The organism is Paraburkholderia sp. SEWSISQ10-3 4, from assembly GCF_030464785.1.
In the GTDB taxonomy this organism is placed as follows: Bacteria; Pseudomonadota; Gammaproteobacteria; order Burkholderiales; family Burkholderiaceae; genus Paraburkholderia; species Paraburkholderia aspalathi.
The window spans coordinates 486,137-512,536 of record NZ_JALPRI010000003.1 but is presented as its reverse complement, the minus strand read 5'-3'; the positions used below and the strand labels follow the sequence as shown (position 1 = coordinate 512,536).

Sequence of the window (26,400 nt, the reverse complement as noted above, 5' to 3'; positions counted from 1 at the left end):
AACCTGCATTGCAATGCTAGTGCGCGAGCCCGGCGCATCGATTTCGACGATCCGGAACAGATAAACGCGTGCGAGAGCGGAAAACATCGAAACGACACTGCAGCGCTGGTAAAGTGCCGGTAATTTGGTTGCTTCCAACATGGATTCACTCACCTCGCGACGCCGCAATGCCGTTCAAGCCAAATCAAAGAAGCGCCTGCGATCCGGCCGTGCTCCGCACGCGGTATCTTCCGGCCGTCGCTGCCCTTAGCCTGTCCTTGCAGGGGTGCACGCTGCGCGGTGCGCCGTCGTATGAAATCTTCGGCGCCTACTTTCCGCTCTGGCTGTTGAGCGCGGTGGTCGGACTCATCGGCGCACTGGTCGCCCATCGGATCTTCGTGTCCACGGGGTGGGCGCAGATCGTTCCGCTTCAACTCTCCGTCTGCCTGGCGATCGGTTTGACGGTCGGCGTGCTCTGCTGGCTTTCGGGAACAGGGCAACTTCTATGAAAATCGCCGGCAAGCGGAAAGCCTCCATCAAGGGCCGCGCAATCGCGGGCGTAATCGTCGTAGTCGGCCTCGCGGCAGCCTGGTACGGCTATGACCGGACCACCCGGTTTCCATCCACGGACGACGCGACGATCGATGCCGACGTCGTCCACGTCGCGTCGCCGGTCGGCGGCCGGATCATCAGGCTGCCGGTGGAAGAAAACCAGCGGGTTGCAAAGGGCGACGTGCTCTTCGAGATCGATCCTGTGCCTTATCGGCTCGCAGTCGCGCAAGCGCAGGCCGACCTCGAACTGGCCCGCGCGTCGCTCGACACGCGACGCCGGTCGATTGTCGGCGAGCGCGCCACGGCGGTCATCGCCGGCGACCAGACCGGCAAAGCGGCACACAACTACGAACTGGCAACCCGCACCGTGGAGCGGCTCACGCCGCTCGTGGCGAAGGGCTATGTCCCGGTTCAGCAACTGGATCAGGCGCAAGTCGCGCAGCGTGACGCGGCGTTGTCGCTCAAACAGGCGCAGGAGCAGAAGCAGGCCACGGCGCAGACGATCGGCGACGAAGCGGGCGCCATCGCCTCGGTGCACGCGCGCGAAGCCGCCCTCGCGCTTGCGCAGCGCGGTCTCGAGGACACCGTCGTGCGCGCGCCGCAGAATGGCTTCGTCACGGGGCTGTCGGTGCTGGCGGGCGAGACGATCGCGCCGCATCAGTCGATCTTCACGCTCGTCCATGCGGACGAATGGTTTGCCGTCGCCAACTTCCGGGAAGGCGCGCTCGCTCGGATCGAGCCAGGCGATTGTGCGACCGTCTATTCGATGATCGACCGCAGCCAGGCGATCCACGGCAAGGTGGTCGGCATCGGCGCGGGCGTTGCCGATTCCGACCGTATCAATCTGCCACGCACCTTGCCGATCGTGCAGCAGTCCGTCAATTGGGTACGCGTCGCCCAGCGCTTCCCCGTGCGTGTGCGGCTCGACGAGCCGGCCGCCCGGCTGGTGCGGATCGGTGCGAGCGCGATAGTCGAGGTCCGGCATGGCGCAGCCTGCCGGTGATCTTGCCCGACCGGGCCCCGCCGACATCCTGAAGCTGCTGGCGCCCTATCCCGGGCGCGCGGCGATGGCGACGCGCATCGCGCTGATCTGCGCGCTGACGGCGTTCGTGACGAGCGCATACGGCACGCCGGAAGCGGCGATCTCCGCCTATGTCGTGTTCTTCCTGAACCGGCCCGACCGGGTGCTGAGCGTGATACTGAGCTCGGCGCTGCTGGTGCTGGTCACGCTGATGATCGGCCTGGTCACGGTGGTAGCCATGTTCGCGCTCGACGATCCCATGTGGCGAGTTGCCTGCATCACGGGGCTATCCTTCGGTCTGCTGTTCGTCACCTCGGCGAGCAAGCTGCGACCGGTGGGCGCGATCCTCGCGATGATCGTCGGCTTTGCGCTCGACGAACTCGGCAGCGTACCGTTCGGTGAAGTGGCGACGCGCGCCCTGCTCTACGTCTGGCTGATGGTCGCGATTCCGGTTGGGATCTCGATTGGCGTCAACCTGTTGATCGCGCCGTCGCCACGGAAGCTGGTCGGCCGCGCGCTCGCGAAGCGTCTGCGAGTCGCGGCGCAGAGCCTGGTCGAACCCGAGGCGACGGCCGACGAACTCAGCGCATGCCTGCGCGACGGCGACGCGGAAATCGGCACGTGGCTCAAGCTCTCGATCGTCGACGGGTCGTCGGTGCGTGACGATGTCGGGCCGCTTCGGCAAGCCGTGTCGTCGACGCTGGCGATTCTGGTTGCGGCCGATCTTGCCGTGCGCGAAGCTTCGGGACGACTGCCGGCATCGTTCGCCGCGCCTGTTGCCGAGACGCTGGAGAACATGGCGCAGATGCTTGAAGCAGGTGGGTATCCAATCGACATCGAACTCAAGCTGCCCAGTGGGGCCGAACTGACGCCGCTCGCGCGGCTCGTCGTCGAGGATCTGCACGATGCGATCACGCGCTTCGCCGTGGTCGAGGCGCAAGCTGATGTCGGAGGCGATGGCAAAACCGAAACCGATGGACGGACCGATGCGCGAACCCAAGCGCAAACTGATGCCGAAGGCAGAGTCGAAACCGCCGCGCGAACCGAAGTACAACCCCAAGCTCAAGTCGAAGTCAAGACCACGCCGCCCCCCGCCGCCAAGGGCGGCGGGTTCTTCCTGCCGGATGCATTCACCAATCCCGAACACGTCCGCTACGCGCTGAAAACCACCGTGGCGGCCATGTTCTGCTATCTGCTCTATTCGCAGATCAACTGGCCCGGTATTCACACCTGCTTCATCACGGTCTACATGGTGTCGCTTGGCACCACCGCTGAAACCGTCGAGAAGATGACACTGCGGATCGCCGGGTGTCTGGTGGGCGCGCTCCTGGGTATCGCGGCGATCGTGTTCGTCACGCCCGTGCTGACGTCCGTCGCCGGGTTGATGACGCTCGTGCTGGTCGGTGCATGGCTGTCGGCGTGGATCGCGTTCGGTTCGCCACGGATGGCGTACGCCGGCTTCCAGATCGCCCTGGTGTTCTTCATGTGCGTGTTGCAAGGCGCGGCGCCTGGCTACGATCTGACGGTCGCTCGAGATCGCACGATCGGGATCCTGATTGGCAACGTGGTCGTCTATCTGGTTTTCACGCGCGTGTGGCCGGTCACCGTGGCCGCGCGCATCGACACCGGGCTCGCCGCGCTGCGGCAGCAATGGGAACGACTGACGGCACTGCCGGATGCCGTCACGCGCCGGGCGCAGGCCGCGAGCGCCATGGCTCAATGCGGCGCGCTGGAACAGGACATCGCGCTGATGCATTACGAGCCGTCGTGGGTTCGCCCCGAAGCGCAGTGGATCGCCGAACGCCGCAGCGCGTTGGCTAAGCTCGATGCGCTGGAGGGGCCAATGTTCCTGCTTGCGGAACGTCGACCAGGCGATGCCGCGATTGAAGGCTGGATCAAGCGGGCCATGGACGGGCTTCCGATGCCAGCGGCTGAAACCGGCGCCAAGGTCACACCTTTACCCGTCGCTCCAGATGCGGCTTTACCGGAAGCCACAGCCAACGACGACACACGCAGCGCTTTGCTACGCCTTAGCGATGCACGCCTCACTCAACTCGAACACGCTGCGTCGGACGATGCAGCGAAGGGACTCGCGACTCATGCGCCGGCTTAACCCTTCATTCGCACTGGCGATCCTGGCCGCAGCGGGTTTGGCTGGATGCGCCACGTCATCGCTGGACATGGCGCCGGATAGTCCCGATCGTCCGTGGCAACCGCAGACGGATGCGGCGGGCGCCATCGTGCCGGGACCGGCTTCGGCTTCGGCTTCGGCTTCGGCTTCGGCTTCGGCTTCGGCTTCGGCTTCGGCTGCTTCAGCTGCATCGGCTAGCTCAGCGCCCTCGACTACCGCTGCACACAGCTACCAGCTCCCCGCCAATCCCGCACTCGCTGCCGTGCCACCTCCGCCGGCACTCGAGCAGGCGCATGCATACGACCTACCCGAACTGATCGACCTTGCGGAGTCGGCGAATCCGCTAACGCGCATCGCCTGGAACGACGCGCGCAACGTAGCGCTCGCGGCCGGCATCGCGAAGAGCGCATACCTTCCGCAACTGTCGGTCGCGGCGATGGGGCAATACGCCGGCTTTCATAATTCGGAGACGTCCGTACTTGGCGATTCATCGTCGACCGCAACAGGGCACGGCATGACTTCGGTGGTCGCGTTGCAATGGCTGCTGTTCGATTTCGGCGGACGCGCCGCGCGTGTCGAGGCCGCGTCGCAGGCCTCGGTGATGGCGAACATCGCCTTCACCGCGGTTCACCAACAGGTGATCTTCGACGTCAGCGTCGCGTTCTACACGTATCAAGCCGCGCGCGCTCGCATCGTCACGACACAACAGGGCCTCGACAACGCCGAAGCGATCCTCACTGCCGCACAGTCGCGCTACAAACATGGCGTCGGCACGGTCATCGAAGTCGCACAGGCCAATCAGAATCGTGCGCAAGCCAGGCTCGCGCTCGTCCAGGCGCAGGGCGCCGAAAGCAACAGCTATCTCGCGTTGATTGCCGCGATGGGGATTTCTCCGCTGTCGAAACCCAGGATCGCCGAGATGCCGGCGCACACGCTCCCGGCGATCACGAACGACTCGATCGACCGGATCGTGTCGTCCGCCATCGCTCGACGCCCGGACGTGTTGAGCGCCTATGCAGCCGAGCGGGTCAATCTGGCGAAAGTGAAAGCGGCCGAGTCGGACTTCATGCCGAAGGTATTCCTCTCGGCGAATGGCGCGTACAACACCGGCAGTTCATCGATTTCGGCGGTGCCGGCCATCGGCCAGCAACTGCCGACGGTGAACCTGAGCGGCGGTCGTTACGGCGGCAGCGTGATCGTCGGCGTGACGATTCCGCTGTATGACGGCGGCCTGAGATCGGCCGTGCTCGCGCAAGCGCGCAACGATGCCGACAGCGCGTCGACCCGTCTCACCCGAAGCCGCGAAGAAGCGGTTCGGCAAATCGTCGCCGCGCAGAATACGCTGCAGACGAGTCTCGCCGCACAGGCTGCGTCGAAAGAGTTGCTTGCCGCCGCGCAAACGACGTATGACGCCGCGTTCGATGCCTATCGGCACGGCGTCGGCTCGGTCACCGACGCGTTGCTCGCGCAGAATCAATTGCTGGCAGCGAAGAACGCGGACGCCGATAGTTACAGCAGTTCGTTATCCGCAGCGGCGGCGCTTGCGCTGGCGACTGGCTCGATTGACTCGATTCCTATGCGGGACAATTGGTGAGCGAGCGGTCGTGGACGCGACTGCGGATTGAACGCTCGGCATCACCCCTTCGTTTGCGCTTCACGGATCTCACGAACTAGCGTCTCAACCAGTTCCGCCGCCGGCATCGCACGTGAAAGCCGCACGGCTTGTCCTGCCCATTGAGCCGCATACTCAGCGCTTCCTTGCGCTTTCGCGGCCGCATGCAAGGCCTTGCCGGCGTCGTAAGTAATCGGATAGTCAGGCAGCGCGGGGCGCGCTGGATCATCGCCCAACTCACTGAAGCGGTTCTCGATGCCGCGCGCCGCCCGTCCAGAAATCGCGCTAATGAACGTCGTGCGGCTGTCGGGACTCAGCAGCGCGGCACGATACGCAGCATCCGCAACCGATTCGGGCGATGCCACGAATGCAGTGCCGAGTTGCGCAGCCTGTGCGCCCAGCGCCAACGCAGCCGCGATGCCCGCGCCGTCCATGATGCCGCCGGCCGCAATCACAGGCAGCGGAATCTCGCGAACAATCAGCCGCACGAGCGCCATGGTGCCAAGCAATTCGTCCGGTACTGAGGGGTCGAAATTGCCCCGATGACCGCCCGCCTCGGCGCCCTGCGCAACGATGCCGTCCAGTCCGGCCGCATGGATCTGAGCGGCTTCGTCGAGGTTCGTGGCACTCGCCACCAGCACGATTCCGGCTTCGCGCAACGCTGCGATTTTCGCAGCCGACGGCAAGCCGAAGTGAAAGCTGACCATCGCCGGATGCTCGTCGAGGAGCATCTCGAACATCGCGTCATCTTCGACAAAACTCGTGTAGATCTCGCGCAGCGCCGCAAGCGGTTTCGCACCGAAGCGCGCGAAGTGCGGCGCCAGATACTCGAGCCAACGCGCCTCACGAACGGGATCGGCAACGGCCGGCGCATGGGTAAACAGATTGACGTTGAACGGCTTACTGCTCAACGCACGAATTTCGTGGATCGCCGCCCGCGCGCTCTGCGCGTTCATCGCACCGACACCGAGCGAGCCCAGTGCGCCCGCGTTCGATACGGCCGCCGCTAGCGCCGGCGTGCCCACGCCCGCCATCGGGGCCTGGATGATCGGCAAGGCAACGCCCAACCGGGCGAGCAGATTCGGAGAGTCCTTCATGTCCTCAGCCCCTTGAAATCGCAACGCGCTCAGCGCTGCCGTGCTCGGATGTCTGTGATCGATTCACCGCCCCAGCCCCAATTGTCCGTATCGACTTCCTCGATTACGACAAAAGTGGCTGCAGGGTCCTTGTGCAACACGCGCACCATAAGATCGGTGGCGCCCTTGATCAACTCGTTCTTCTGTTCACGCGTGATACCTTCGCGCGTCACCTCGATCTTGATGTACGGCATGATGCACTCCTTTCAGTTGCCCCAGGTTCGACGGGGGATTGCCAGCGGCCGGCAGTCGGTCCGCCATCCACAGGCACCGCGGGGCGTCCCGATGTCTGTCCCGCTCCCACGTAAGTCACTATACTTATGCCACTCGCGTCGATAAATACGCTCATGTCAAATTCATTTGATACGCCAGGTAATGAATAGCCCGCGAATCGTCGAACGAACCAGTAAGCGTCAATTCGACGACTTGATGCTCGGCAGCATCGAGCTGTTCTGTCTCGCGGCGGAACTGGAGAGCTTTACGGACGCCGCCACCGCAGCCGGCGTCACGCCGGCGGCGGTGAGCCGCTCGGTGTCGCGGCTCGAGGAGCGCCTGGAGGTGCGGCTCTTCGTCAGAACCACGCGCCGTATCCGGCTGACCGACGCGGGCAGAACATACTACGAGCGTTGCCGCGAGGCGCTCGGACAACTTCTCGACGCTGAACGCGAAGCGACCGGCCAGCAGTCCGCCGCCGCCGGCGTGTTGCGCATCAGCATGCCGACACCCTACGCGCACTATCGCGTGCTGCCCATCCTGCCGGCGTTCCGCGAACAACATCCGCAAGTGCACGTCGACGTCCACATCAGCAATCGCAACATCGACTTCGCCGAAGAAGGCTTCGATCTGGCGATTCGCGGCAGCGCGCCGGGTGAATCAAATCTGATTGCCCGCAAGCTCGAGGACGCGGAACTGGTCGTGGTAGCCAGTCCCGCTTATCTGTCGCGAGCCGGAATGCCCAGGTCGGTCGACGACCTCACGCACCACGATTGCATCCAGTTCGACCTGCCGAGCAGTGGCCGCAAAATTCCCTGGCTGTTCAAAGACGGGGAGCACATGCAGGAGCATTTCACGGACGGCGGTTATTCGAGCGCGGGCGACGTACTCGGTGGCGTGACGTTGGCGCGCTGCGGCGCGGGACTGTTCCAGACGTATCGTTTCGTGGTTGAGCGGGACCTGGCGGCGGGCGGTCTGGTGGAAGTCTTGCCGGCGTTCGGCGGCGCCTCGCGGCCGTTCGTGCTGCTGTATCCCCACAAGCGCCATGTGTCGTTGCGAGTACGGCGCTTCGTCGATTTTCTTGTCGAGACGCTCGGCTCCGCCCGGCACGACGACGCCACCTCGACCCTCCCCTGAAGGCTGACCGGCGATGGATCGAATCGATGCGATGAAGGTGTTCGTCTGCGCCCTCGACGAAGGCAGCCTTGCCGCGGCAGGCCGGCGCCTCGGCCGCTCGCCCGCCGCCGTGAGCCGGGCCATCGCGTTTCTCGAAGCGCACGTCGGCATGGCGCTACTGCATCGCACCACGCGCACGATCAAGCTGAGCGAAGCCGGCGAGCGTTACGCCGCCTCGTGCCGGCGAATCCTGACCGACCTCGAAGAAGCCGATCTGATGATTGCCGGCGAACGCGCGGCGCCGCGCGGCACGCTGACGCTGACCGCGCCCGTGGCCGCCGGTCAGGACTTTCTGCGTCCGCTGCTCGACGAGTTTGTGGACCAGTATCCGGAAGTCACCGCGCGCCTCTACCTGCTCGACCGCCCCGCCAACCTAATCGACGAAGGGATCGACGTCGCGCTGCGCATTGCCCACCTGGCCGATTCGACGCTGATCGCGATGCCGGTCGGCGAAGTACGCCGCGTGGTGGTTGCCGCCCCTCGCTATCTCGCCAAACACCCGCGCCTCAAGGAACCCGCCGATCTCGCCCAGCACCGGATTATTTCGATGACGCATTTCGGCGTCGATTCATGGAGCTTTCCGTCGTCGAACAATTCCGCCGCGCCGCAGACGGTGCACTTCACGCCACGGCTGATCGTCAACAGCGTGCAGGGCGCGGTGGCCTCCGCCGTCGACGGGCACGGCGTCACGCGGCTCTTTTCGTATCACGTCGCCGAACAGGTTCGCGACGCTTCGTTGAAGATCGTGCTGACCGGGCACGAGCAGGCGCCGCTTCCTGTTCATCTGCTCACGCCGCAAGGCCGTCTCGCGGTGCCGAAAGTCCGGGCTTTCGTCGACTTCGCGGTCCCGCGTCTGCGCGCCCATTTCAGCACGCTCAAGGCGATCACCGACGCGGATTGAACCGCCGCGCGGAAGAATAGCTGCCGCGCGGCGGCGATTCTCTCGCTGCGTGTTTGTTCGTAAACTGCTCGCCATGGGTAACAGCTGCAGCCAAACCTGGCTGCAACGCCAAACGCATGGAGCAGGCAATGGACTCGGAACAGAACGTGGTGCTCATCGCCAGTGCGCGGTTGCGCGCCGGATCACGGGGGGCGTTATGAATCAGCCAGCTAACGCCGCGGCCGGTGAGGTTGGGATCGGCTTTACAAACAACACCACCAGCTACGCCGCACGAAACACGCTCTACTGGCGCCGCAACCTGTTCATTTGCGTGTTCGGCTCATTTACCACGCTGGTTAGTTTGAGCATGCTGCTGCCGTTTCTGCCGCTGTACGTGCAGCAACTCGGCGTGACTTCGCAGGCTGCGATCGTGCAGTGGTCAGGCGTGGCGTTCGGTGCAACCTTTCTCGGCACGGCCGTCACGGCGCCGCTCTGGGGACGTCTGGCCGATCGTTACGGACGCAAGCCAATGCTCGTGAGGGCGGCGGTCGGCATGGCGATCGTGATGTCCTTGATCGGTATGGCGCACAACGTGACCGAACTGGTGATATTGCGGCTGCTGGCCGGATTGATCGGCGGCTATGCGTCGGCGTCGATTGTGATGATCGGCACCCAGGCGCCGCGCGAACGTGCGGGATGGGCGCTCGGCATCCTGTCGACCGGCTCGCTGGCCGGTAGTCTCGTGGGTCCGCTCGTCGGTGGTGTACTGCCTTCGTTGATCAGCATTCGCAGCACGTTCTTTGCAGGCGGCGCGATGATCGCAGTCGCCGCGCTGCTGACGATCCTGTTCGTACGCGAGGATTTTCACCCGGACTCCGACGCCAAAGCGCGCGCCTCGAGCCACGCCACAGCGCCGAAGCTGGCTAACCGCACCGTGATGATTACGCTGCTGCTCACCGCGATGATGGTGCTGCTCGCCAATATGTCGATCGAGCCGATCATCACCGTCTATATCTCGCACCTCAATGTGCCGACCGACCATCTGGCCCGCACTGCCGGCATCGTGATGGCATGCTCTGCGTTCGGCAGCATGCTGACCGCTGCGCGGCTCGGCGCACTGGCGGATCGGATCGGCAGTTGGAACGTAATTATCGGTTGCCTCGTATTGACCGGGCTCGTGATGGTGCCGCAAGCATTTGTCACGCACTGGTGGCAACTGGCGGCTCTGCGCGGGTTGATGGGGATGACGCTGGCCGGTCTGCTGCCGTCGATCGCGAAGCTGGTTCGGCACACGGCCACGGAAAGTCAGTCGGGAACGATGCTCGGGTATCTTCAGTCGGCGCAATTCGCCGGTCAGGTTGTCGGACCGCTGATCGGTGGCGTGATCGGCGTCCATCTCGGTCTGCACGCTGTGTTCTTTGTCACGGGTTCGCTGTTGATTGCCTGTGCTGTGCTCGGTCAAACCGTGCGCAATCGGCCGACGCACGCATGACGGCGTCCTGCGTGTTGTTCCGCGTCGAAAGAAACAATGCCGGCAGCGGGACACGGGCGCCACCGGACTACAACGCGGGCTCAACCTCCCGCAACGGCGAGTGTCCGGGCGGCAAGCGGCGCAATGCCCACGCATCGCTCGCCGCCACAATCGCGCCCTGCAATGCAGCACCATGACCGAACGCTGCAATTGCCTTTCATAGCCCTTCCTCGAATGATTACTGGTTTGACGAATCATGTTGTTGTCGCAATGCATCTGGAGGCTTAGTCTTCCGACGAATGCATCGACACGTCGCCGACGACCACCCCTCTCAACCCCTCCCGCAACGCCGTAACATTGTCTACACCGTTCAGTTGCTCGAACTTCCGCTGCGCTTCCTGCCAGAGAGGGGCCGCCCTTTCGTGCAGACGCCGTCCTTCTTCGGTGAGTTCGACAAGGCGGCTTCGGCCGTCCGTGGGCGAGGGCTTGATCGTGACGAAGCCGTCGCGTTCCAGGAAGCCAACCATTTTCCCCATCGCCGTTCGTTCGATATCGAGCCGTTCGGCAAGGGCATTGACCGGGGTACTTCCCACCTCGTTTAGGGCGGCCAGGGTGAGGAATTGCGTGATGCGCAGACCCGCGGGCTCGAGATGGCTGTCGTAGAGTCGGGAGATCTGCCTGCTCGCTTTCCTCACGGCGAAGCAGTTGCATTGATCGATTCCAAGCGGCTGGTTGACCGGCAACATCTGTTTCACTCCTGATTTCGGTTAATTGGGCTAACGCTGCGCGCGCGTCGCGCGAAGGTACGGCGGTATGTTTCGATGAAAGCCGGGAGCGACAGCGCTGGCGTACGGCGAACTGCGCACCTCATGTCTCGCTGCTGAAACCGACCGGCGTCATCTCGGTGTTCAAAGCCCTGCAGGCGGTGTGATGTAGCCGGGTATCTCGGCCGCAAGCGTGCTCTTCAGCACCGCTGTCCCCTCGTCGGCCATAACCTCGCTCTTGCCGGCGGCGAGAGCGTCGTAGGTCTGTCGCACGACGTCCTCGGGACTGGCTTTCGGCACGTCAATGCCGTTGGTCAGATCGGTATCCACGAACCCGACGTGCAGGCCCAGAACCTGGATGCCACGCTCGTGCAGGTGAAAGCGAAGCTGGTTTGTGTAACTCCAGGCTGCGGCCTTCGACGCGGCATACGGTGTCAGATAAGGCCGCGGAAGCCACACGATGTCGGAAAGCACGTTGATGATGGCAGCATGCGGCTGGGCCGCCAATATCTGCTCGAAGGCCTGTGTGACGCGCACTACGCCGTAGTAGTTGGTATCGAACATGCGGGTGGATTGCGCTTCCACGTCGGCCGCCAAAGGCCCGTCGATCAGAGCGGCAATGCCCGCGTTGTTGATCAGCAGAGTCGTATCTGCCGCCAGTTTCGCGGCCTCGGCGATCGACGCCGTATCCGTGACATCGATCCTGACCGGCACAATGCCTGGCTCGTCGAAACCGCTCGTGTTGCGCATGCCTGCGTATACTTTCGCCGCGCCGCGCCGACGTGCCTCTCGTGCAAAAGCCAGGCCCAAGCCACGATTGGCACCGGTGATGAAGACGGTAGCGTTCCTGATATCCATGACAAGCTCCTCTTTCAAAAGCCGCATACGGCGGGAGAGTCAACTCCCGCCACTAGCCTGCGGGTGTTTGGTTCAAAGAAAGATGTTTTCCGGCAACTGCTTCGAAAGCGCCTCCCGCAGATGGGTGGCGAGAGTCAGTACAGCGCCAAGCGGGCTCATCCGCACACTGACACGCGGCACCGATCCGTCGGAGTTGCGATCGACGACAACGGCCGCGCTCAACTTCTCGCCGCTCGTCAGAACAGCCTCGTATTCAAGAAAAAGCCGCGAGCCGACGGTATGAAGAAACGTGGGCGTCTGTGAGACGTAGAAGGTTCCGACGGCGTCGACGGCGAGGCGGATGTCGTCGCGCCCGACTACGGGACTGCGCAACACTGAGCTGACCAGCTCCGCGTCAGCCGTCAGATCATCGAGAAACGGGTGACGTTCATCTTGGGTGAGTGACATTTTCAAACCTCGATTCGCTTTAAGGACGTGTTCACACGAATGCGGCCCGATTTTTGGCGACGAAATTCTGGACCGAAAGCGGCGGCTTTCCGGTGATCTTCTCGACGGCATCGTTGGTGCCTGAGAAGATGCCGTCGCGGTAGTTCTGCGCGACTTCGACCAGATGCTGCGTGAGGAACGGCGGAAACTTGTAAAGGGTTTCCATCTTGATTCGGAATTCCTCGATAGAAGTCGGCGCGTATTCGATCCGGGCACCGAGAACCTCGCTCATCGCGGCTGCGATCTCGACATGGTTCATCTCGACGGGGCCGTGGAGCGTGTAGGTCTTGCCCTCGTGGCCTTCGGGGTTGGCGAGGATATGGGCGATGACGCGTCCCTGATCATCGGTGGCGATGGGCGCGTGACGGCCGTTGCCAAAGGGAAATTCAATCTTCCTCGTGGCCCAGATCTCCCTTGCAAAATGCGGATAGACGAGCCAATCGGCAAAGAAGGTGGGGCGCAAATGCGTAGTCGCGACACCTGACCAATCAAAGACCTGCTCGGAAACCCAGTGGTCCTGTGCTGCGTGGCTCGTCGACTCCCGGCGTGCGGAAATCTGCGACATGTTGACGATCGACGTGACGCCCGCTTCCTTTGCTGCCTGCGCGAAATAGGCCGCGGCCCCGATGATTCCGGGCGCGATTGGATGAAGGAAATAGGCCGATCGGATTCCTTCCATCGCTGCCCGAATGTCGTTGATGTCGGTGAAGTCCCCGACCGCGATATCGACACCGCGCTGCCTCAGGGCGGCCGCTCGATCGTCATCTGTGCGCACATATGCCCGCACGCGTTTGTCCATCTTGAGCAGTTCGTCAATGGCAATACCTCCGGTCCGCCCGGTCGCACCGCTCACAAGAATCTCAGCCTCGTTCATCGCTTCGCTCCATTTGAAAGTAAGAGCATATGCTCTCTTGAGGCAAGAATAGGAGCATGTGCTCGCATTGTCAAGTTTTTCTGGTTCTTGCGCAGCCCGAGGGACACCACGCTCGATTCGGCTGGCGGCATTGCTAGCGACGCATCGACGGGCTGCTGCGTAGGTGCCCCGCAATGCGAAGCGCCTGGAGGTGTCGATATCGTCCCTGCTTATCTGAATGGCGAGATGTTCAATATCTACGACCGTTGGGATCGACGAAGCGATTCCCTATGGTGTGACGAGGGCGCTGAGATCAGTAAGGGCCTCGAGATTCCGAACTACCCGCAGATGCGTAGATCCGTACCAAAACCAAACCGCAAATTGTCGTTTGCGCAGGTCAGCGATAAAAATACAAAGGCCGAGATGCGACTGATCAGCTAGATGTGTGAGGGGCCGCTACTGTCTCTGGAGCCGACATTTGAGTGTCCATCCGCGGGCGCGAGCGAACGACTGAAAATGGCCGATCTGGAAGTTCGGCCAGCCCCCGTCAGTCACCAGATCGGCCTCGGCTCGAATTTCTCCTGTCGACCTGGAGCGGTCCTTCGGCTGCGTGATCTGAATGACCGGAGTTTGTGTGCACCTGACGTCGGGTCACTGTCTGGCCTTCCGGCGCGGTTCACCTGCCCTAAATTCATGACGGCAGGTCCAGTAATTGCGCGCGATTTGAACCTCGCATCCAGCATGCGTCGCCGGCTCTGGCGACATGTGCCGTCGCGTGTCTGTAAGTGTTATCTCGCGCCCATATTACTGGTAGAAGTTAGAAGGAGATTCCAAATGAAAACCATGACGTGCAAGGAGCTCGGCGGCCAATGTGATCAGGAGTTATCGGCTGAATCATGGGATGAAATGGTAAAAGTCATGACGAAACACGTCATGGAAAAGCATCCGGATGTCGCGAAGGAAATGGAAAAGATGCACAAACAAGATCCGCAGAAGTGGGGGAAAGAAATGAAACCAAAATGGAACGCGGCGCCCGACCTCTGAACGTTCGCCGAGTCTCGAGTGCCCGGTCTGTCTGCGACGGTCCCAACCGATTCCGCTTGCTGTTGCTGAACAGGCGCTTGAGGAACCTGAGCATCATTCGTCCTTTTTCCTGGCCAACTCAATACAGCAGACCGGCAAAACTGGGATGCCGGTTTTTTGTCCTTTTCCAGGCTCAGCGGTCAGCCGTTCGAACGTCTCCGCTCTCCCGATGATGAACGTATGGAATTGGCCCGGCATCTGCCGATAAAGAACGACCGTTTTCAAACAATGAACGGGTGTAATCTGCGGTCGTATGCACGCTATTTCGCCGACGTCGGCGCTCATTGTTTGGAGAAGCGATGAACATCAGCGCAAACAAACCTGACACTCCCACCTGTCAACTGGTGCAAGCTGGCCCACAGTTCGAGGGGAAGCAAGGGCTGACCTATGCGGTAGGTATCTCATCTGAAAGTGTGGGATCGAAGCATGTGCATCTTCAGCTAGCAACAATTCCGCCGGCTGCCCGGGCCAAAGCCCATCTCCATGCGGAGCATGAGACGGCCATCTATCAGCTGAGCGGCATCTCGGGATGCTGGTATGGCGAACGATTGGAGCGCCATGCGGTGGTTCGGGCCGGAGATTTCTTCTACATCCCGGCAGGGATGCCGCATGTTCCGTACAACGCGAGCGCGGATGAGCCTTGTGTCGCGGTAATCGCCCGAACCGATCCCAACGAACAGGAAAGCGTCACAATGCGGCCGGATCTTGATGCCTTGCCTGACTGGTCGAGCGTTCTGCCTTCATCGCTCTGATTGAGCTGAGTGAGCTGAGTGACGATGCATCTTGCCGTAGATGCCCATATTTCCGTGCTGCCGGCGCGAGGTCGCCTTCGTTAGCCATGAAAAAATTCAGCCCCGTCGCCAGAGTCGTCGATTCACACCTTCACTTCTACGATCACAAACGAAACCGGCACACATTTCTGGATGAGGTCGATCCCAACTACGAGGCGTTTGTCGGCAATTACGATGCGCTGCCCAGGCGTTACCTGCTGGACGACTATCTTGCCGACAGCGATGGTTATAACGTCGAGGCCGTCGTGTGGCACGAGTTCCTTTCGTCCGACCCCTTCAAGGAGGCGGCTTGGGCGCAACAGGCGGCAGCCCGAAGCGCGATACGTCATGCGCTAGTCGCATTCGTTGACTTCCTCGATCCCGAGTTGGAACGCAAGCTGGAGCAATACAGTGCGCTTTCCAATCTCACATCGGTTCGGGAACATCTTGTTTGGGACGATGACAACCCTTTGAAGCGATTCGCCAAACGGCCGGATTTGCTGACGGATTCAACATGGAGCAAATCGCTGGCTTTATTGGGCAAGTACAACTTCAAGTGTGGGCTCGAAATATTCGCCCATCAAATGCCCGACTTGACTCGCACCATACAAAATCATCCGAATATCGGTTTCACCATCGCATTGATGGGGTGGCCGCTCGACCTGAGCAAAACCGGCTTTGACCGGTGGAAACGGGATCTTGTACAGCTTGCCGGTTGTGAAAACATTTGCGTCGACATCTCTGCGCTGGAATGTATCTTTGGCATGCAGTGGTCCGTTAGTGAGGCAGCCCCCTGGGTGTTGACCGCAATCGACATCTTCGGCGTATCGCGATGCATGTTCGGTAGCCACATGCCTGTTGCGAAGCTGTCAACGGGATTTGCTGAGCTTTACGATAGATTTGCGCAATTGGTGGCTGGCTTCTCAGCCAGCGAAACAGACGAGATATTCTTTGGTGTTGCTCACCGCTGGTTCAATCCAACGTGATCAACGCGATTCGCCCTAGTCGGCCGCGCGCTCCTCTGCAAGTCTGCTAAACGCGACGAAGTGACCGATGGTTCAAGCGAACGGCCAATTTGCATTTGCCTGGCCCAATCCATCGATCCCTTCGATCACGCGCACGAGACTACATCACCACGGGATCGTTTCGTTTTCCCACCGCGTGAACGTTCCTGTCGGGCTGTCCGGGCCCAGCAGTGCTACGCGCACCGCCTCACGAGCGCCCTCCTCGACAGTTTCCGTGCCCGCATATCCGTTGAGGTTCGTCCTGGTAAAGCCCGGCGAGACGGCATTGACCTTGATCCCCTCCGGCTCCAGCTCGATTGCCATGGCGACCGTCAAAGCGTTGAGCGCTGTTTTGGACGCAGGGTAGACGGGGCCGAAGATCGAGCGGTAGGGGAAGGCCGGGTTCGAGTTCGTCGCTAGCGACCCAACGCCGCTCGACACGTTGACGATGCGTGCGCCCGGCGTCTTGCGCAGAAGCGGCAGCATCGCCTGGTAGAAGGCAAGAACGCCGAACACGTTGGTGTCCCACACCGCACGCATTTCATCGATGGACACGTTGCTCGGGCGGGTCGTCTTCGCATATTCCTCGACGGACTGACCGGGAAGCTTTTTCGTATTCGAAATGGCTGCGTTCTGGATAAGCACGTCGAGGCGGCCAAACTCGTTGCCCACGCGCTCCGCTGCGGCTGTGATCGAAGCCTGATCCGTCACGTCGAGCTGGAGCGCGTGGGCGTCCGGCCCAACCTCCCTGGCCGCTGCCTCGCCGCGTTCGAGATCGCGCGACCCGACCAGTAAAGTGAAGCCGTGTCCCGCGAGATCCTTTGCAATCTGAAGACCAATGCCTTGATTAGCCCCGGTGACCAGGGCGACGGGTTTGTCCTGCATGGCAATTTCCTTGTCGTAGTGCGCAGTAGCGCGCAGAAATTCAGAGCGGTGGCGCCAGTCGTTCAGCGAGCCTCGGCAGCCCATGCTTCAGCGTCAGCGCCGGCCGGGATGCGCATCGGGGATGACGGGTCGGTCGCCGCGCGCCATACAGCTTCGGCGACGTCCTGTGCCCGGGTGACCGGGGACGACGTGTCCGTCAACCTCGCGAGAACGCTCTTGACGAGATTGGCATAGGCTTCGTGGTCGAAGCCGTGCATGCGGGTACGCGCGTTGTCTCCGAAGCGGGTCTCGGGCGCCCGACCCGGCAGCACCAGGCGCGCCCGCACGCCGAACTGCTCGAGCTCCAGCGCAATCGACTCGGTGAACGCGTTCACCGCCGCTTTGCTCGCGCGATACGCGGCGATCAGGGGGAGTGCCTTCAGCGTCACGCTCGACGTAACGTTCACGACGACGCCCGCCTTGCGCTGCCGAAACTGCGGCAACACCGCTTGCGTCAATGCGATCGTGCCAATGGTGTTGGTCTCGAAAAGCTCGCGCACCGTCGCGAGTGGGACGAGTTCACCCGGCGAAGCCGCACCGAAGCCCGCGTTGTTGACGAGAACATCGATCGGGCCTGCCGCCTCGACAGCCTCGCGAATGCTCTCTGGATTCGTGACGTCGAGCGCCAGCACACGCAAGCGGTCTGAAGGCGGCAGCACGTCGGCACGCGGCGTGCGCATCGTGGCGATGACCTGCCAGTCGCGTGCCAGAAAGAAGCGGGCGATCTCGAGGCCGAATCCGGAAGAGCAGCCGGTGATCAGAACGGTTTTCATGGAAATTCCTGTGTGTTGGTCTGTGTGTGCCCATACGATAGATCGCCGATGTCGTACTTGCTACAATCAATAATCCGAATTTCATTTGCAGGAGTCCGGCGATGATCGATCCGTTAGCCGAGGTGGTGACGCTGCTGCAGCCGAATGCCCGGTTTTCCAAACTTGTTCACGGCGCCAGCCCGTGGCGCATCAGTCGCTCGGATGCCGGCCAGCCGTTCTATTGCGTGATCCTCGAGGGCGGGTGCCGCCTCGCGATCGACGGACACGAGCCAATCGAGCTGCTTCCGGGTGACTTCGTCCTGATTCCTGCGGCGTACGGCGTCGCGATGTCCAGTCTCGAGCTGCCACCGCCGGGCGTCGAAACGGCGGCGCCCATCGCGCTGGGCAACGGTGAATTCAGAATCGGCGCTCCGGGCAGCCCGATCGACTTACGAATGGTGGCGGGCCACTGCAGCTTCGGTTCACCGGATGCGACCCTACTGGTCTCGCTGCTGCCGCAACTCGTGCATGTTCGCGGCGAACAGCGGCTAGCCACGCTCGTACAACTTGTGCGAGAGGAAACGCGCGAGCAGCGGCCCGCGCGCGAGGTCGTGCTTTCACGACTGCTGGAAGTACTGCTGATCGAGGCGCTGCGGTCCACAGCAGGAACGAGCGCGTCACCGGGCCTGGTGCGCGGACTCGCCGACGGCCGCCTCGCCGCCGCGATCCGAGAGATGCACGAACACCCAACGCACGCGTGGACCGTTGCAGAGCTCGCAAAGGAGGCCGCGCTCTCGCGCTCGACTTTTTTCGAGCGCTTCAGCCGCGCGGTCGGCGTCGCGCCGATGGAATACCTGCTCACGTGGCGCATGGCATTGGCGAAGAACCTGCTGCGCCGCAACGAAGGGCGTGTCGCCGAGATTGCGCAGCGCGTTGGCTACAGCTCCGCCAGTACCTTTAGCGTCGCCTTCACGCGGCACGTCGGCCGGCCACCTACCCAGTATGCGCGCGAGGAGCAGGCTGCCGCGAACGGCGCGTAAGACGACGGAAAGAGGTTCCTTCCGGATCTGGACACGCGTGTCCCTGGCTCAATCATGTCCCACGCGTACGTGCTGCGCCATCGCCAGATAGCTCGGTCGGCGGCGGCGTGTTCACTTGTCTCCTTCGCGTTTGACGAGTGGAACGGCGGCAACGGGTCGAAGGACTGAAACCGCTCGCGCGGTAATAGGACGCCGCATCGACTTTGCGGTCTGACAGCCAGAGGACTAGCTTTCATGAGGGAAGCCAAGCCCGAACCTGGGCGCGAGTTTTCCACCCTTTGATGCCCGAGCCTTCTCGAGATTCGAGTTGGCTCCCCGATACGCAGATCGCGAATCGAAACAACATGAAAGCTTCCTGACGCCAATCATTCATACGTGCGTGATTGAATGGTTGGCGCTTGTTGTAATGCAACCTCCGCGTGGCCCCCTGTTGTCAGATCGGATCAGCGTTGTGAAGCAGGTTAGATAAGCCGTCCCGGCACCGCGATTATCTTTGGGTAACACTACTGGGAGCCACACAATGCTTTGGCGTCGGATTACCGTTATCTCGCTCACGGCTGTCGCTCTTGCGACGACGGCTGCATGGAGCGCCAGCGAAGACCACGACGGGGACCAGCATGGCTCCCGGCGGGATGAAGTCCATACAGCCACACCCATCAAGCATCTGGTAGTGATCTATGGGGAGAACGTGTCGTTCGATCACTACTTCGCGACCTACCCGCATGCGGCAAATCCGTCTGGAGAGCCTGCGTTTGCAGCGCAAGCCGGCACGCCAGAGGTGAACGGCTTATCGGGCACGTTGTTGACGGCCAACCCGAACTATACGAACGCCGCCAATGGCGCGGGCGCTGCCAACCCGTTCCGTCTCGATCGCACGCAGGCGGCCACAGCCGACCAGAACCATGCGTACACGGCTGAGCAGCAGGCATACGACAACGGCAAGGTCGACCTATTTCCGAAATACACGGGCAACGGCACCACAGGCGGCGCCGGTGCGTTCGGCACGGCCGGCCAGGTGATGGGTTACTACGACGGCAATACGGTCACGGCGCTCTGGAACTACGCGCAGAACTTCGCGATGAGCGATAACGCCTATACAGCGACATACGGTCCGTCGACGCCAGGTGCGCTCGAAGTCGTCTCGGGACAGACCAACGGCATGAAAGTCGTCTTGACCTCGAAGCAGCCCTCGACGGCCGGCTCGTATTACGTCAACGACGGCCAAGGCGGATTCACGATGATCAACGACGTCGATCCCGCCAACGACCTGTGCTCGAGTACCACCGATACCGCGCAGATGACTGGTAAGAACATCGGCGACCTGCTCAACGCGCGCAACATTTCGTGGGGCGGCTTCATGGGTGGCTTCAATCTGTCCACCACGAACAGCAACGGAACGACAGGATGCAAACGCAGCACGACGTCGCAAGTGGTCGGCGCCGCCACGGCCGACTACATTCCGCACCACAACTGGTTCCAGTACTACGCGTCGACGTCAAACCCTCAGCATTTGCGGCCCAGTTCGGTGTCGGCCATTGGGCATACCTACGGGGCACATCGCTCGAGCGTCGATCCCGCGAATCACCAGTACGATATCGACGATTTCTATCGTGCTGTTCAAGCTGGCAATTTCCCTGCGGTGAGCTTCCTGAAGGCGCCTGCCTATGAAGACGGTCACGCCGGGTACTCGGACCCGCTTGACGAGCAGGCGTTCGTTACGAAGGTCGTCAACTTCCTGCAACAGCAACCGGATTGGCGTGACACGGCCGTTATCCTGGCATGGGATGACTCCGACGGCTGGTACGACCACGCATACGCGCTGCCGACGAGCGCTTCGTTCGATTCGGTCGCGGATCAGTTGACCGGTCCGGGAATTTGCGGCTCAGGCACCGGACCCGACGGGTTGAATGGCAAACCGGTGAACGGCCGGTGCGGTCCCGGTACTCGCATCCCGTTTGTTGTGATTTCGCCATGGGCGAAACAGAACTACGTCGACCATACGCCGATCGATCAGTCGTCAGTAGTGCGTTTCATCGAAGACAACTGGCTTGATGGCAACCGCATCGGAGGCGGCTCGTTCGACGCGAAAGCGGGCAGCATCACCGGCATGTTCGATTTCAACCGCCGCCACGATGAGCACCGGGAGAGCAAGCTCTACCTCGATCCGACCTCTGGCTTGCCCGTCAAGACGCCTCCATCCATCTGACACGTAACGCTTATCCTTCCGAGGATGAATGTCTTGCGCCGCAGCCCGCTATCGCGGGCTGCTTCATTTTCTTCCGCATGAATCGCCAATGAGTTGCCCTTTCAACAGCGCCTCGAGCCAGTCGGCGAACACCTGAACTCTGCGCGATAAATGCTGCCGGTGCGGATAGAGCAAGGTCATCGGCATCGGCGCAGCCCGGTATTCGGGCATCACCTCAATCAGTTCGCCGACACGTAGATGCTGCTGCACATCGTAGGCAGGAATCTGGATCAGACCGAGTCCCGCAAGGCAGCACGCGATATACGCCTCGGCGCTGTTGACGCTCACGCGGCCTTGCGTGGTCAACGTCCTCACGGTTTCGCCATCGAGCCATTCCCATGGCGCGATACGTCCACTCGATGGCGACGCATAGTGAACGGCCTGGTGGCTCGCCAGATCGCCGGGCGTACGAGGCGTACCGCGCTGAGACAAATAGAGTGGGCTCGCAACATTGATCAACGGCAGATTGCCGATGGGCCGCGCAATCGTGCCGGAATCTTGCAGCTTGCCAACGCGAAGCGCGCAATCGACGCGCTCTTCGACAAGGTCGATCGCCCGATCGGTCAGGCCGAGTTCGATATCGATGTTCGGAAACGCGACGAGGAACTCCGCCAGCGCGGGGGCGATGATCAGCCGGCCGATACGGCCCGGCACGTCGACGCGCAGCACGCCGCTCGGTCCTACCGATGTCTGCCGGAACAGGTTCTCGGTCTCCTCGACATCGGCGATCAGACGCAGGCAGCGCTCATAGAGCGCGGCGCCGTCCTGGGTCGGCGACACCTTGCGCGTTGTCCGATGCAGCAGCCGGGCGCCGATCCGCCCTTCCAGCTCCTGAATCGCCGCGGATACCGACGAGCGAGGCAGGCCGAGCGTGTCCGCCGCGCGCGTGAAATTCGCGCATTCGACAACGCGTGCAAACACGCGAAACAGGTCAATACGATCCACGGGCCCTTTTCCACTGTTCGACTTTTCTGACCAGTGATGTCAGAAACAGTAGGTTTAAATGATTTTCCTGGAATATATCATCCAGCAGGGTGAGAGGCTGCATCGGGCGGCTTCGGTACTGGGGATGGACCATGGCAAACCACAGCATCAAAGGCAAAACCGTCGTGATTGCGGGCGGGGCGAAGAATCTCGGTGGACTGATTGCGCGGGATCTCGCGGCACAGGGCGCCAAGGCAGTGGCGATCCACTACAACAGCGCGAGCTCGAAAGCTTCGGCAGACGAGACACTGGCCGCGATCGAAGCAGCGGGCGCGAAGGCGGTCGCATTCCAGGCCGACCTGACATCGGCCGGCGCGATTGAGAAGCTGTTCGCGGATGTCGTCGCTGCCGTCGGCCGCCCCGATATTGCGATCAATACGGTGGGCAAGGTGTTGAAGAAACCATTCGTGGACATCACCGAGGCTGAGTACGATGAAATGACGGCGGTCAATTCCAAGTCTGCGTTCTTCTTCCTTAAAGAAGCCGGCAAGCACGTCAATGACAACGGCAAGATCGTGACGCTCGTCACGTCGCTGCTTGGCGCGTTCACGCCGTTTTACGCGGCCTATGCAGGCACCAAGGCGCCGGTCGAACATTTCACGCGCGCGGCGGCCAAGGAATTCGGCGCGCGGGGCATCTCGGTGACAGCCATCGGACCCGGACCCATGGACACGCCGTTCTTCTATCCCGCCGAAGGCGCGGACGCGGTGGCTTATCACAAGACCGCCGCCGCACTTTCACCGTTCTCCACGACTGGGCTGACCGATCCGGGGGATGTGGTGCCCTTCGTCCGCCATCTGGTCAGCGATGGGTGGTGGATTACGGGGCAGACCATTCTGATCAACGGCGGTTATACGACCAAATAAGCAACCAGATAAGCGACCAGGCAAGGGACCAAGTTCATGACTTACGGAAAGACCAATAGCTCAGCGCCGCCTTAGGCCGGGAGCGCAGCAGCAGATAGAAGGCGGCAACGTGCGTAATCATCAGCAGAGGCACGTAGATGATCGGAATCGCGTACGTAGTGCCAAATTCTCCCGCACGCGCAGGAAGATCGGCCTGGATAGCGTGGAAGTAGTCGACGATGAGGTCGGTCGTTCCCACGAGATTGAAGGCCACGACGAATAACCAGAAGAGCGGCCGTCTTCCTGCTGCGAGTAGTGCCAGCATTGCCAGAACGCCAGTTGCGAAGTCACCGTATGCGGCGAACGCGGCGAAGCTGGCGGGCAGATCGGGACTGACGACACCCGGCAGAATGAAGACCAGCCCGAAGAAACGGAAGCTATGCAAGGTGGCGATGGCGCGTTGCGCTTCGAATGGATCCATCGACTTGAGCCTGGGCCAGACGTATACGCGAAAGCAAAGCAGCCAGGCGACATAGCCCAGTACAAGCTGCGTTTGGAAGATAAGTTCCGGTGACATGTTGCCTCCAGTCAGGTGTTGTCGGGCGCGTTGAAGGATAGGAAGGAGATCAGCGGTTCTCCAGGTGAATTCAGGGCTTCGTGGATGCGGCCTCGAACACCGCGGTGAGAATGCCGAGTCGGCCGTCCAGGAGATTTCGCGCCAGGTTGGTGAACAGCTCTGCGAAGTCCGGCCCCATCACTACACCGAGATTTGGCGAGGGCGGCGGGCCTGACGCGCGCTGCTGGGTAAACCAGGCCTTTGCGGTCTCGGTGTCGTCTTGCCATGCCAGCGTGCGAAAACCGGCTTGTTCGATCGCTTCGCGCGTCGCATCGGCCGTCAGAAGAAAGCTTGTTGTCGGCGTTCGCGCCCAGGGAACGGGGTAGTACGGTTCGCTGCCGTTTGCGACGACGTCGAACGTCGCAAACCTGCCGCATGGCTTCAGCACGCGTTCGATCTCGCGGTAAAGACGCGCGCGCTCGGAGATGTTCATCGCCACGTGCTGCAGCAATACGGCGTCGAAACGGCGGCCTTCGAAGGGAAGTTCCAGCGCGCTGGCGGTATGGAACGAAACCTGTTCGCGCTGCCCTGTGCGCCGGGTGAGATAGCGCGCGGCATCCACGAATGGTTCGCTGAGGTCGATGCCCGTCACCCGGCAGCCATAGGATGCAGCCAGAAAACGGGCCGGCCCGCCAATGCCCGAACCGACGTCCAGCACCGACATATCGGCGGTGATCCCGGCCAAGTTGGCAAGCTCGGTGGTGGCAGCAAGCCCACGTGTGTGAAACTGGTCGAGAGCGCCCAGTTGCTGCGGTGTGAGCCGCTGATCTTCCGGCCCAAAGACCGTGAGCGCCATCTTCAGCCGCTCGGTCAGGCCGGTCGCGCGATAGTGATCTCGCACGCCATCAAGTGCATCAGTCATTGCAGAGTTCCTCCACGGTCTTAGCAGATTGTTCAGGGCTTGCGAGTCGACATCGGCATGCCCCCTCGTCTGCAGGCGTAGGTGTACCATGGCCTCTCGCGAGCGACTATTCATCACAATGTTGACGGGCTATGAAGCAGAACTTCACAGTCAGGCAAGGCGCGCTCGATGGCGTGGAGGTGTTCCTGAGCGTCGCCCAGCATCGCAGTTTTCGCCGGGCAGCCGCGGAACTCGGAGTGACACCGTCCGCCGTCAGCCAGACGGTGCGTGTACTTGAGGCGCGCATTGGCGCAGCGCTCTTCATACGCACCACGCGTAGTGTCGGCCTCACCGAAGCGGGCGAACGGTTTCTTTCGCACGCAAAGCCTGCCTTCGACGAGCTTGTCGCCGCTAGCGAGGTTGCGCGCGGAATGGGTCAACGGCCCGCCGGGTTGTTGCGTCTTTCGGTGCCGCGTGCCGTGGTGCCGATCCTGTTGGAACCACTTGTCGCATCCTTCTGCCAGGCTTATCCCGAAGTCGAAGTGGAGATCGCCACCAGCAAGGAGCTGATCGATCTTGCAGAGGAAGGGTTCGACGCCGGTATCCGACTCGGTCAGTTCGTCGACGCCGACATGGTCGCCGTACCGCTGACGCCACCGTTTCGTCTCATCGTCGTGGGTAGCCCCGCTTACTTCGCAGCGCGCAGCCGCCCCAGGCACACGGACGATCTGCGCCAGCACGCATGCTTGCGGTGGCGACGATCCAGCGGCGCGCTCGCGCTATGGTCATTCAACGACAACGGCCACGCGATCGAGATCGCCGTATCCGGCCCTCTCATAGCCAACGATTTTTCCACCATGCTTGGCGCGGCAGTCGAAGGTATGGGCCTTGCCCAGCTACCTGAGCCGATGGCCGCTGAAGGATTGAGAACGGGAAAACTGGTGCACGTGCTGGAGCCGTTCGCGCCGGTGATGCCGGGGGTGTTTCTCTACTATCCAGGCCGCCGGCAGATGACACCGAAGCTGCGCGCCTTCATTGATCATGTGAAGAGCCGCCCGGCAGGCCAAAGCGAAGTCACATCGGATCCCGGTCTTCCCTCGTCGACGTAGCTACGGCGATGCATCTCTTCAACGCGTGACATCCGTTACGTCTTTGCGACGCGCTTGCCCTTAGCGGTCGATTCGTTGTTCGCAAACAGTTCGGTAAGCCAATCGATGAACACGCGAGCTTTCGCGCTCAGGTGTCGATTGGGCTGATAGGCAACAGAAACAGGAACGGGATCCGATACCCAGTCGCTCAGAACTGCTTCGAGTGCGCCGCTTTGAAGATGTGCTGTGGCGGAAAACGTCAGCGCATGGACGACACCGAGACCCGCAAGGCCAATGGTCAAACACGCCATGATGTCGTTGGCGGTCAGTCCGCGCCGATTCTGCACTTCTACACGTTCACGATCTTTCGTCACCACGATCGGAAAGGGTCGATTGGTTCGCGAGGCAATGGTTCGAATGACGACGTGACCATGCTCGAGGTCAGATGGATGCGAAGGCCGTCCGTGCCTGTCCCAGTACGCTGGCGTCGCGCACAGGATTTGTTTAACGGCGCCAATCTGCCGCGCGACGAGTGATTGATCGAAGATTTCCCCCGCGCGCACGACGCAGTCGACGTTCTCTGCAATGAGGTCGACCGGACGATCGCTGATCCCGAACTCGATCTCGATGTCCGGATAACGCTCGACGAACGCCGGTAACGCGGGAAGTATCACCGAAAGAGCTAATGGCACAGGTAGATCGACACGCAAGCGTCCTCGCGGGTTGGTCTTCGCGCGCGACATCGTGCCCTCGAGCTCCGCGAGATCGCTCATCAACTGCAGCGCGCGCTCGTAGTACGCGGCGCCATCCGCTGTTGTCGAGACCTTGCGCGTCGTGCGGTTGAGCAGCTTTGTGCCCAGTTCGACTTCGAGCGACGCAATCAGACGGCTGACGGCCGTCTTCGGTAAGTCGAGCACCTGCGCAGCCTTGGTGAAGGTGCCGCTTTCGACCACTCGAATGAACGCCTGCATGGCGTGAAACTTGTCCACGGTACGACTCCTCGCTGTCCTATCCCCGCCTGCCTGATTGTTTCACTGAAGAAACAATGTGGAATCGTAGCAGCGATTTATCCGCCT

At 61.7% G+C, this 26,400-nt stretch carries 26 protein-coding genes; 14 read left to right on the top strand and 12 right to left on the bottom strand.

The genetic code is table 11. The annotated features are described in order from the left end of the window. Positions 1 to 209: 209 nt before the first annotated feature. The 4 genes from M0D68_RS10870 to M0D68_RS10855 are packed head-to-tail and all read left to right on the top strand — an operon-like array spanning position 210 to position 5,277. Positions 210 to 488, top strand: a complete 279-nt coding sequence (locus M0D68_RS10870) for a hypothetical protein (RefSeq protein WP_200620473.1) — start codon at positions 210 to 212, stop codon at positions 486 to 488. Next, complete coding sequence (gene mdtN / locus M0D68_RS10865) at positions 485 to 1,534, top strand: multidrug transporter subunit MdtN (protein WP_200620474.1); 1,050 nt, start codon at positions 485 to 487, stop codon at positions 1,532 to 1,534. Before M0D68_RS10870 ends, mdtN begins: the two co-directional genes overlap by 4 nt. Continuing rightward, positions 1,515 to 3,665, top strand: coding sequence for an FUSC family protein (locus M0D68_RS10860; protein ID WP_266224230.1), 2,151 nt, complete (start codon positions 1,515 to 1,517; stop codon positions 3,663 to 3,665). The genes mdtN and M0D68_RS10860 overlap by 20 nt, the downstream gene beginning before the upstream one ends. Next, positions 3,652 to 5,277, top strand: a complete 1,626-nt coding sequence (locus M0D68_RS10855) for a TolC family protein (RefSeq protein WP_266224229.1) — start codon at positions 3,652 to 3,654, stop codon at positions 5,275 to 5,277. The genes M0D68_RS10860 and M0D68_RS10855 overlap by 14 nt, the downstream gene beginning before the upstream one ends. 41 nt (positions 5,278 to 5,318) lie before the next feature. Here M0D68_RS10855 and M0D68_RS10850 read toward each other — a convergent pair whose 3' ends face one another. Further along, on the bottom strand, positions 5,319 to 6,392 hold the full coding sequence (locus tag M0D68_RS10850) for a nitronate monooxygenase family protein (RefSeq protein WP_200620477.1): 1,074 nt from the start codon (positions 6,390 to 6,392) through the stop codon (positions 5,319 to 5,321). 29 nt (positions 6,393 to 6,421) lie between these two features. After that, positions 6,422 to 6,625 carry a 4-oxalocrotonate tautomerase family protein gene (locus M0D68_RS10845; protein ID WP_200620478.1) on the bottom strand — a complete coding sequence of 68 codons (204 nt, stop codon included), beginning with the start codon at positions 6,623 to 6,625 and terminating at the stop codon, positions 6,422 to 6,424. Positions 6,626 to 6,806: 181 nt separating this feature from the next. Between M0D68_RS10845 and M0D68_RS10840 the strand changes: the two genes are divergently transcribed. The 3 genes from M0D68_RS10840 to M0D68_RS10830 all read left to right on the top strand — a co-directional run bounded on the left by M0D68_RS10840 (position 6,807) and on the right by M0D68_RS10830 (position 10,192). Next, positions 6,807 to 7,781, top strand: coding sequence for a LysR family transcriptional regulator (locus tag M0D68_RS10840; protein WP_200620479.1), 975 nt, complete (start codon positions 6,807 to 6,809; stop codon positions 7,779 to 7,781). Between the two features lie 13 nt (positions 7,782 to 7,794). Continuing rightward, entirely contained in the window at positions 7,795 to 8,721 is a 927-nt protein-coding gene (locus tag M0D68_RS10835; RefSeq protein WP_093633088.1) for a LysR family transcriptional regulator, read from the top strand. Between the two features lie 196 nt (positions 8,722 to 8,917). Next, the gene (locus M0D68_RS10830) at positions 8,918 to 10,192 is read left to right on the top strand and encodes an MFS transporter (protein WP_200620480.1); all 1,275 of its coding nucleotides are present in this window, start codon (positions 8,918 to 8,920) and stop codon (positions 10,190 to 10,192) included. 263 nt (positions 10,193 to 10,455) lie between these two features. Here M0D68_RS10830 and M0D68_RS10825 read toward each other — a convergent pair whose 3' ends face one another. The 4 genes from M0D68_RS10825 to M0D68_RS10810 form a co-directional block, all read right to left on the bottom strand. Next, entirely contained in the window at positions 10,456 to 10,917 is a 462-nt protein-coding gene (locus M0D68_RS10825) for a MarR family winged helix-turn-helix transcriptional regulator (protein ID WP_266224228.1), read from the bottom strand. A gap of 162 nt (positions 10,918 to 11,079) precedes the next feature. After that, entirely contained in the window at positions 11,080 to 11,793 is a 714-nt protein-coding gene (locus M0D68_RS10820; RefSeq protein ID WP_200620482.1) for an SDR family oxidoreductase, read from the bottom strand. Positions 11,794 to 11,865: 72 nt separating this feature from the next. Next, a complete protein-coding gene (locus M0D68_RS10815; protein WP_093633092.1) occupies positions 11,866 to 12,240 on the bottom strand; it encodes a hypothetical protein in 375 nt (124 codons plus the stop codon). A 31-nt stretch (positions 12,241 to 12,271) separates the two neighbouring features. Next, the gene (locus M0D68_RS10810; RefSeq protein WP_200620483.1) at positions 12,272 to 13,153 is read right to left on the bottom strand and encodes an NmrA family NAD(P)-binding protein; all 882 of its coding nucleotides are present in this window, start codon (positions 13,151 to 13,153) and stop codon (positions 12,272 to 12,274) included. Between the two features lie 813 nt (positions 13,154 to 13,966). On the opposite strand from M0D68_RS10810, the gene M0D68_RS10805 reads away from it, so the two are divergent. From M0D68_RS10805 to M0D68_RS10795, 3 genes are all read left to right on the top strand, one after another. Continuing rightward, positions 13,967 to 14,176 (top strand): DUF1059 domain-containing protein, encoded by a 210-nt coding sequence (locus M0D68_RS10805; protein ID WP_093633095.1) that lies wholly within the window; start codon positions 13,967 to 13,969, stop codon positions 14,174 to 14,176. Between the two features lie 338 nt (positions 14,177 to 14,514). Then, positions 14,515 to 14,967: a cupin domain-containing protein gene (locus M0D68_RS10800; protein WP_200620485.1), complete on the top strand. Its 453-nt coding sequence runs from the start codon at positions 14,515 to 14,517 to the stop codon at positions 14,965 to 14,967. A gap of 86 nt (positions 14,968 to 15,053) precedes the next feature. Next, complete coding sequence (locus M0D68_RS10795; RefSeq protein WP_200620486.1) at positions 15,054 to 15,971, top strand: amidohydrolase; 918 nt, start codon at positions 15,054 to 15,056, stop codon at positions 15,969 to 15,971. Positions 15,972 to 16,115: 144 nt separating this feature from the next. Here the strand turns inward: M0D68_RS10795 and M0D68_RS10790 are convergent, their stop codons facing one another. Beyond that, the gene (locus M0D68_RS10790; RefSeq protein WP_200620487.1) at positions 16,116 to 16,874 is read right to left on the bottom strand and encodes an SDR family oxidoreductase; all 759 of its coding nucleotides are present in this window, start codon (positions 16,872 to 16,874) and stop codon (positions 16,116 to 16,118) included. 62 nt (positions 16,875 to 16,936) lie between these two features. Beyond that, positions 16,937 to 17,686, bottom strand: coding sequence for an SDR family oxidoreductase (locus tag M0D68_RS10785; protein WP_200620488.1), 750 nt, complete (start codon positions 17,684 to 17,686; stop codon positions 16,937 to 16,939). Positions 17,687 to 17,787: 101 nt separating this feature from the next. Between M0D68_RS10785 and M0D68_RS10780 the strand changes: the two genes are divergently transcribed. Both M0D68_RS10780 and M0D68_RS10775 read left to right on the top strand, forming a co-directional pair. Further along, a complete protein-coding gene (locus M0D68_RS10780) occupies positions 17,788 to 18,705 on the top strand; it encodes an AraC family transcriptional regulator (protein ID WP_200652236.1) in 918 nt (305 codons plus the stop codon). Positions 18,706 to 19,225: 520 nt separating this feature from the next. After that, complete coding sequence (locus tag M0D68_RS10775; protein ID WP_266210596.1) at positions 19,226 to 20,911, top strand: phospholipase C; 1,686 nt, start codon at positions 19,226 to 19,228, stop codon at positions 20,909 to 20,911. Positions 20,912 to 20,974: 63 nt separating this feature from the next. On the opposite strand, the gene M0D68_RS10770 is transcribed toward M0D68_RS10775, so the two are convergent. Continuing rightward, entirely contained in the window at positions 20,975 to 21,895 is a 921-nt protein-coding gene (locus M0D68_RS10770) for a LysR family transcriptional regulator (RefSeq protein WP_200619893.1), read from the bottom strand. Between the two features lie 131 nt (positions 21,896 to 22,026). On the opposite strand from M0D68_RS10770, the gene M0D68_RS10765 reads away from it, so the two are divergent. Beyond that, positions 22,027 to 22,800 (top strand): SDR family oxidoreductase, encoded by a 774-nt coding sequence (locus tag M0D68_RS10765; RefSeq protein ID WP_093633105.1) that lies wholly within the window; start codon positions 22,027 to 22,029, stop codon positions 22,798 to 22,800. 34 nt (positions 22,801 to 22,834) lie between these two features. Here M0D68_RS10765 and M0D68_RS10760 read toward each other — a convergent pair whose 3' ends face one another. Further along, a complete protein-coding gene (locus tag M0D68_RS10760) occupies positions 22,835 to 23,356 on the bottom strand; it encodes a hypothetical protein (RefSeq protein ID WP_200619892.1) in 522 nt (173 codons plus the stop codon). 70 nt (positions 23,357 to 23,426) lie between these two features. Continuing rightward, positions 23,427 to 24,257 (bottom strand): class I SAM-dependent methyltransferase, encoded by an 831-nt coding sequence (locus tag M0D68_RS10755; protein WP_200619891.1) that lies wholly within the window; start codon positions 24,255 to 24,257, stop codon positions 23,427 to 23,429. Positions 24,258 to 24,388: 131 nt separating this feature from the next. Between M0D68_RS10755 and M0D68_RS10750 the strand changes: the two genes are divergently transcribed. Further along, entirely contained in the window at positions 24,389 to 25,345 is a 957-nt protein-coding gene (locus tag M0D68_RS10750) for a LysR family transcriptional regulator (RefSeq protein ID WP_200619890.1), read from the top strand. A 35-nt stretch (positions 25,346 to 25,380) separates the two neighbouring features. Here M0D68_RS10750 and M0D68_RS10745 read toward each other — a convergent pair whose 3' ends face one another. Then, the gene (locus tag M0D68_RS10745) at positions 25,381 to 26,313 is read right to left on the bottom strand and encodes a LysR family transcriptional regulator (protein ID WP_093633109.1); all 933 of its coding nucleotides are present in this window, start codon (positions 26,311 to 26,313) and stop codon (positions 25,381 to 25,383) included. Between the last annotated feature and the right edge of the window lie 87 nt (positions 26,314 to 26,400).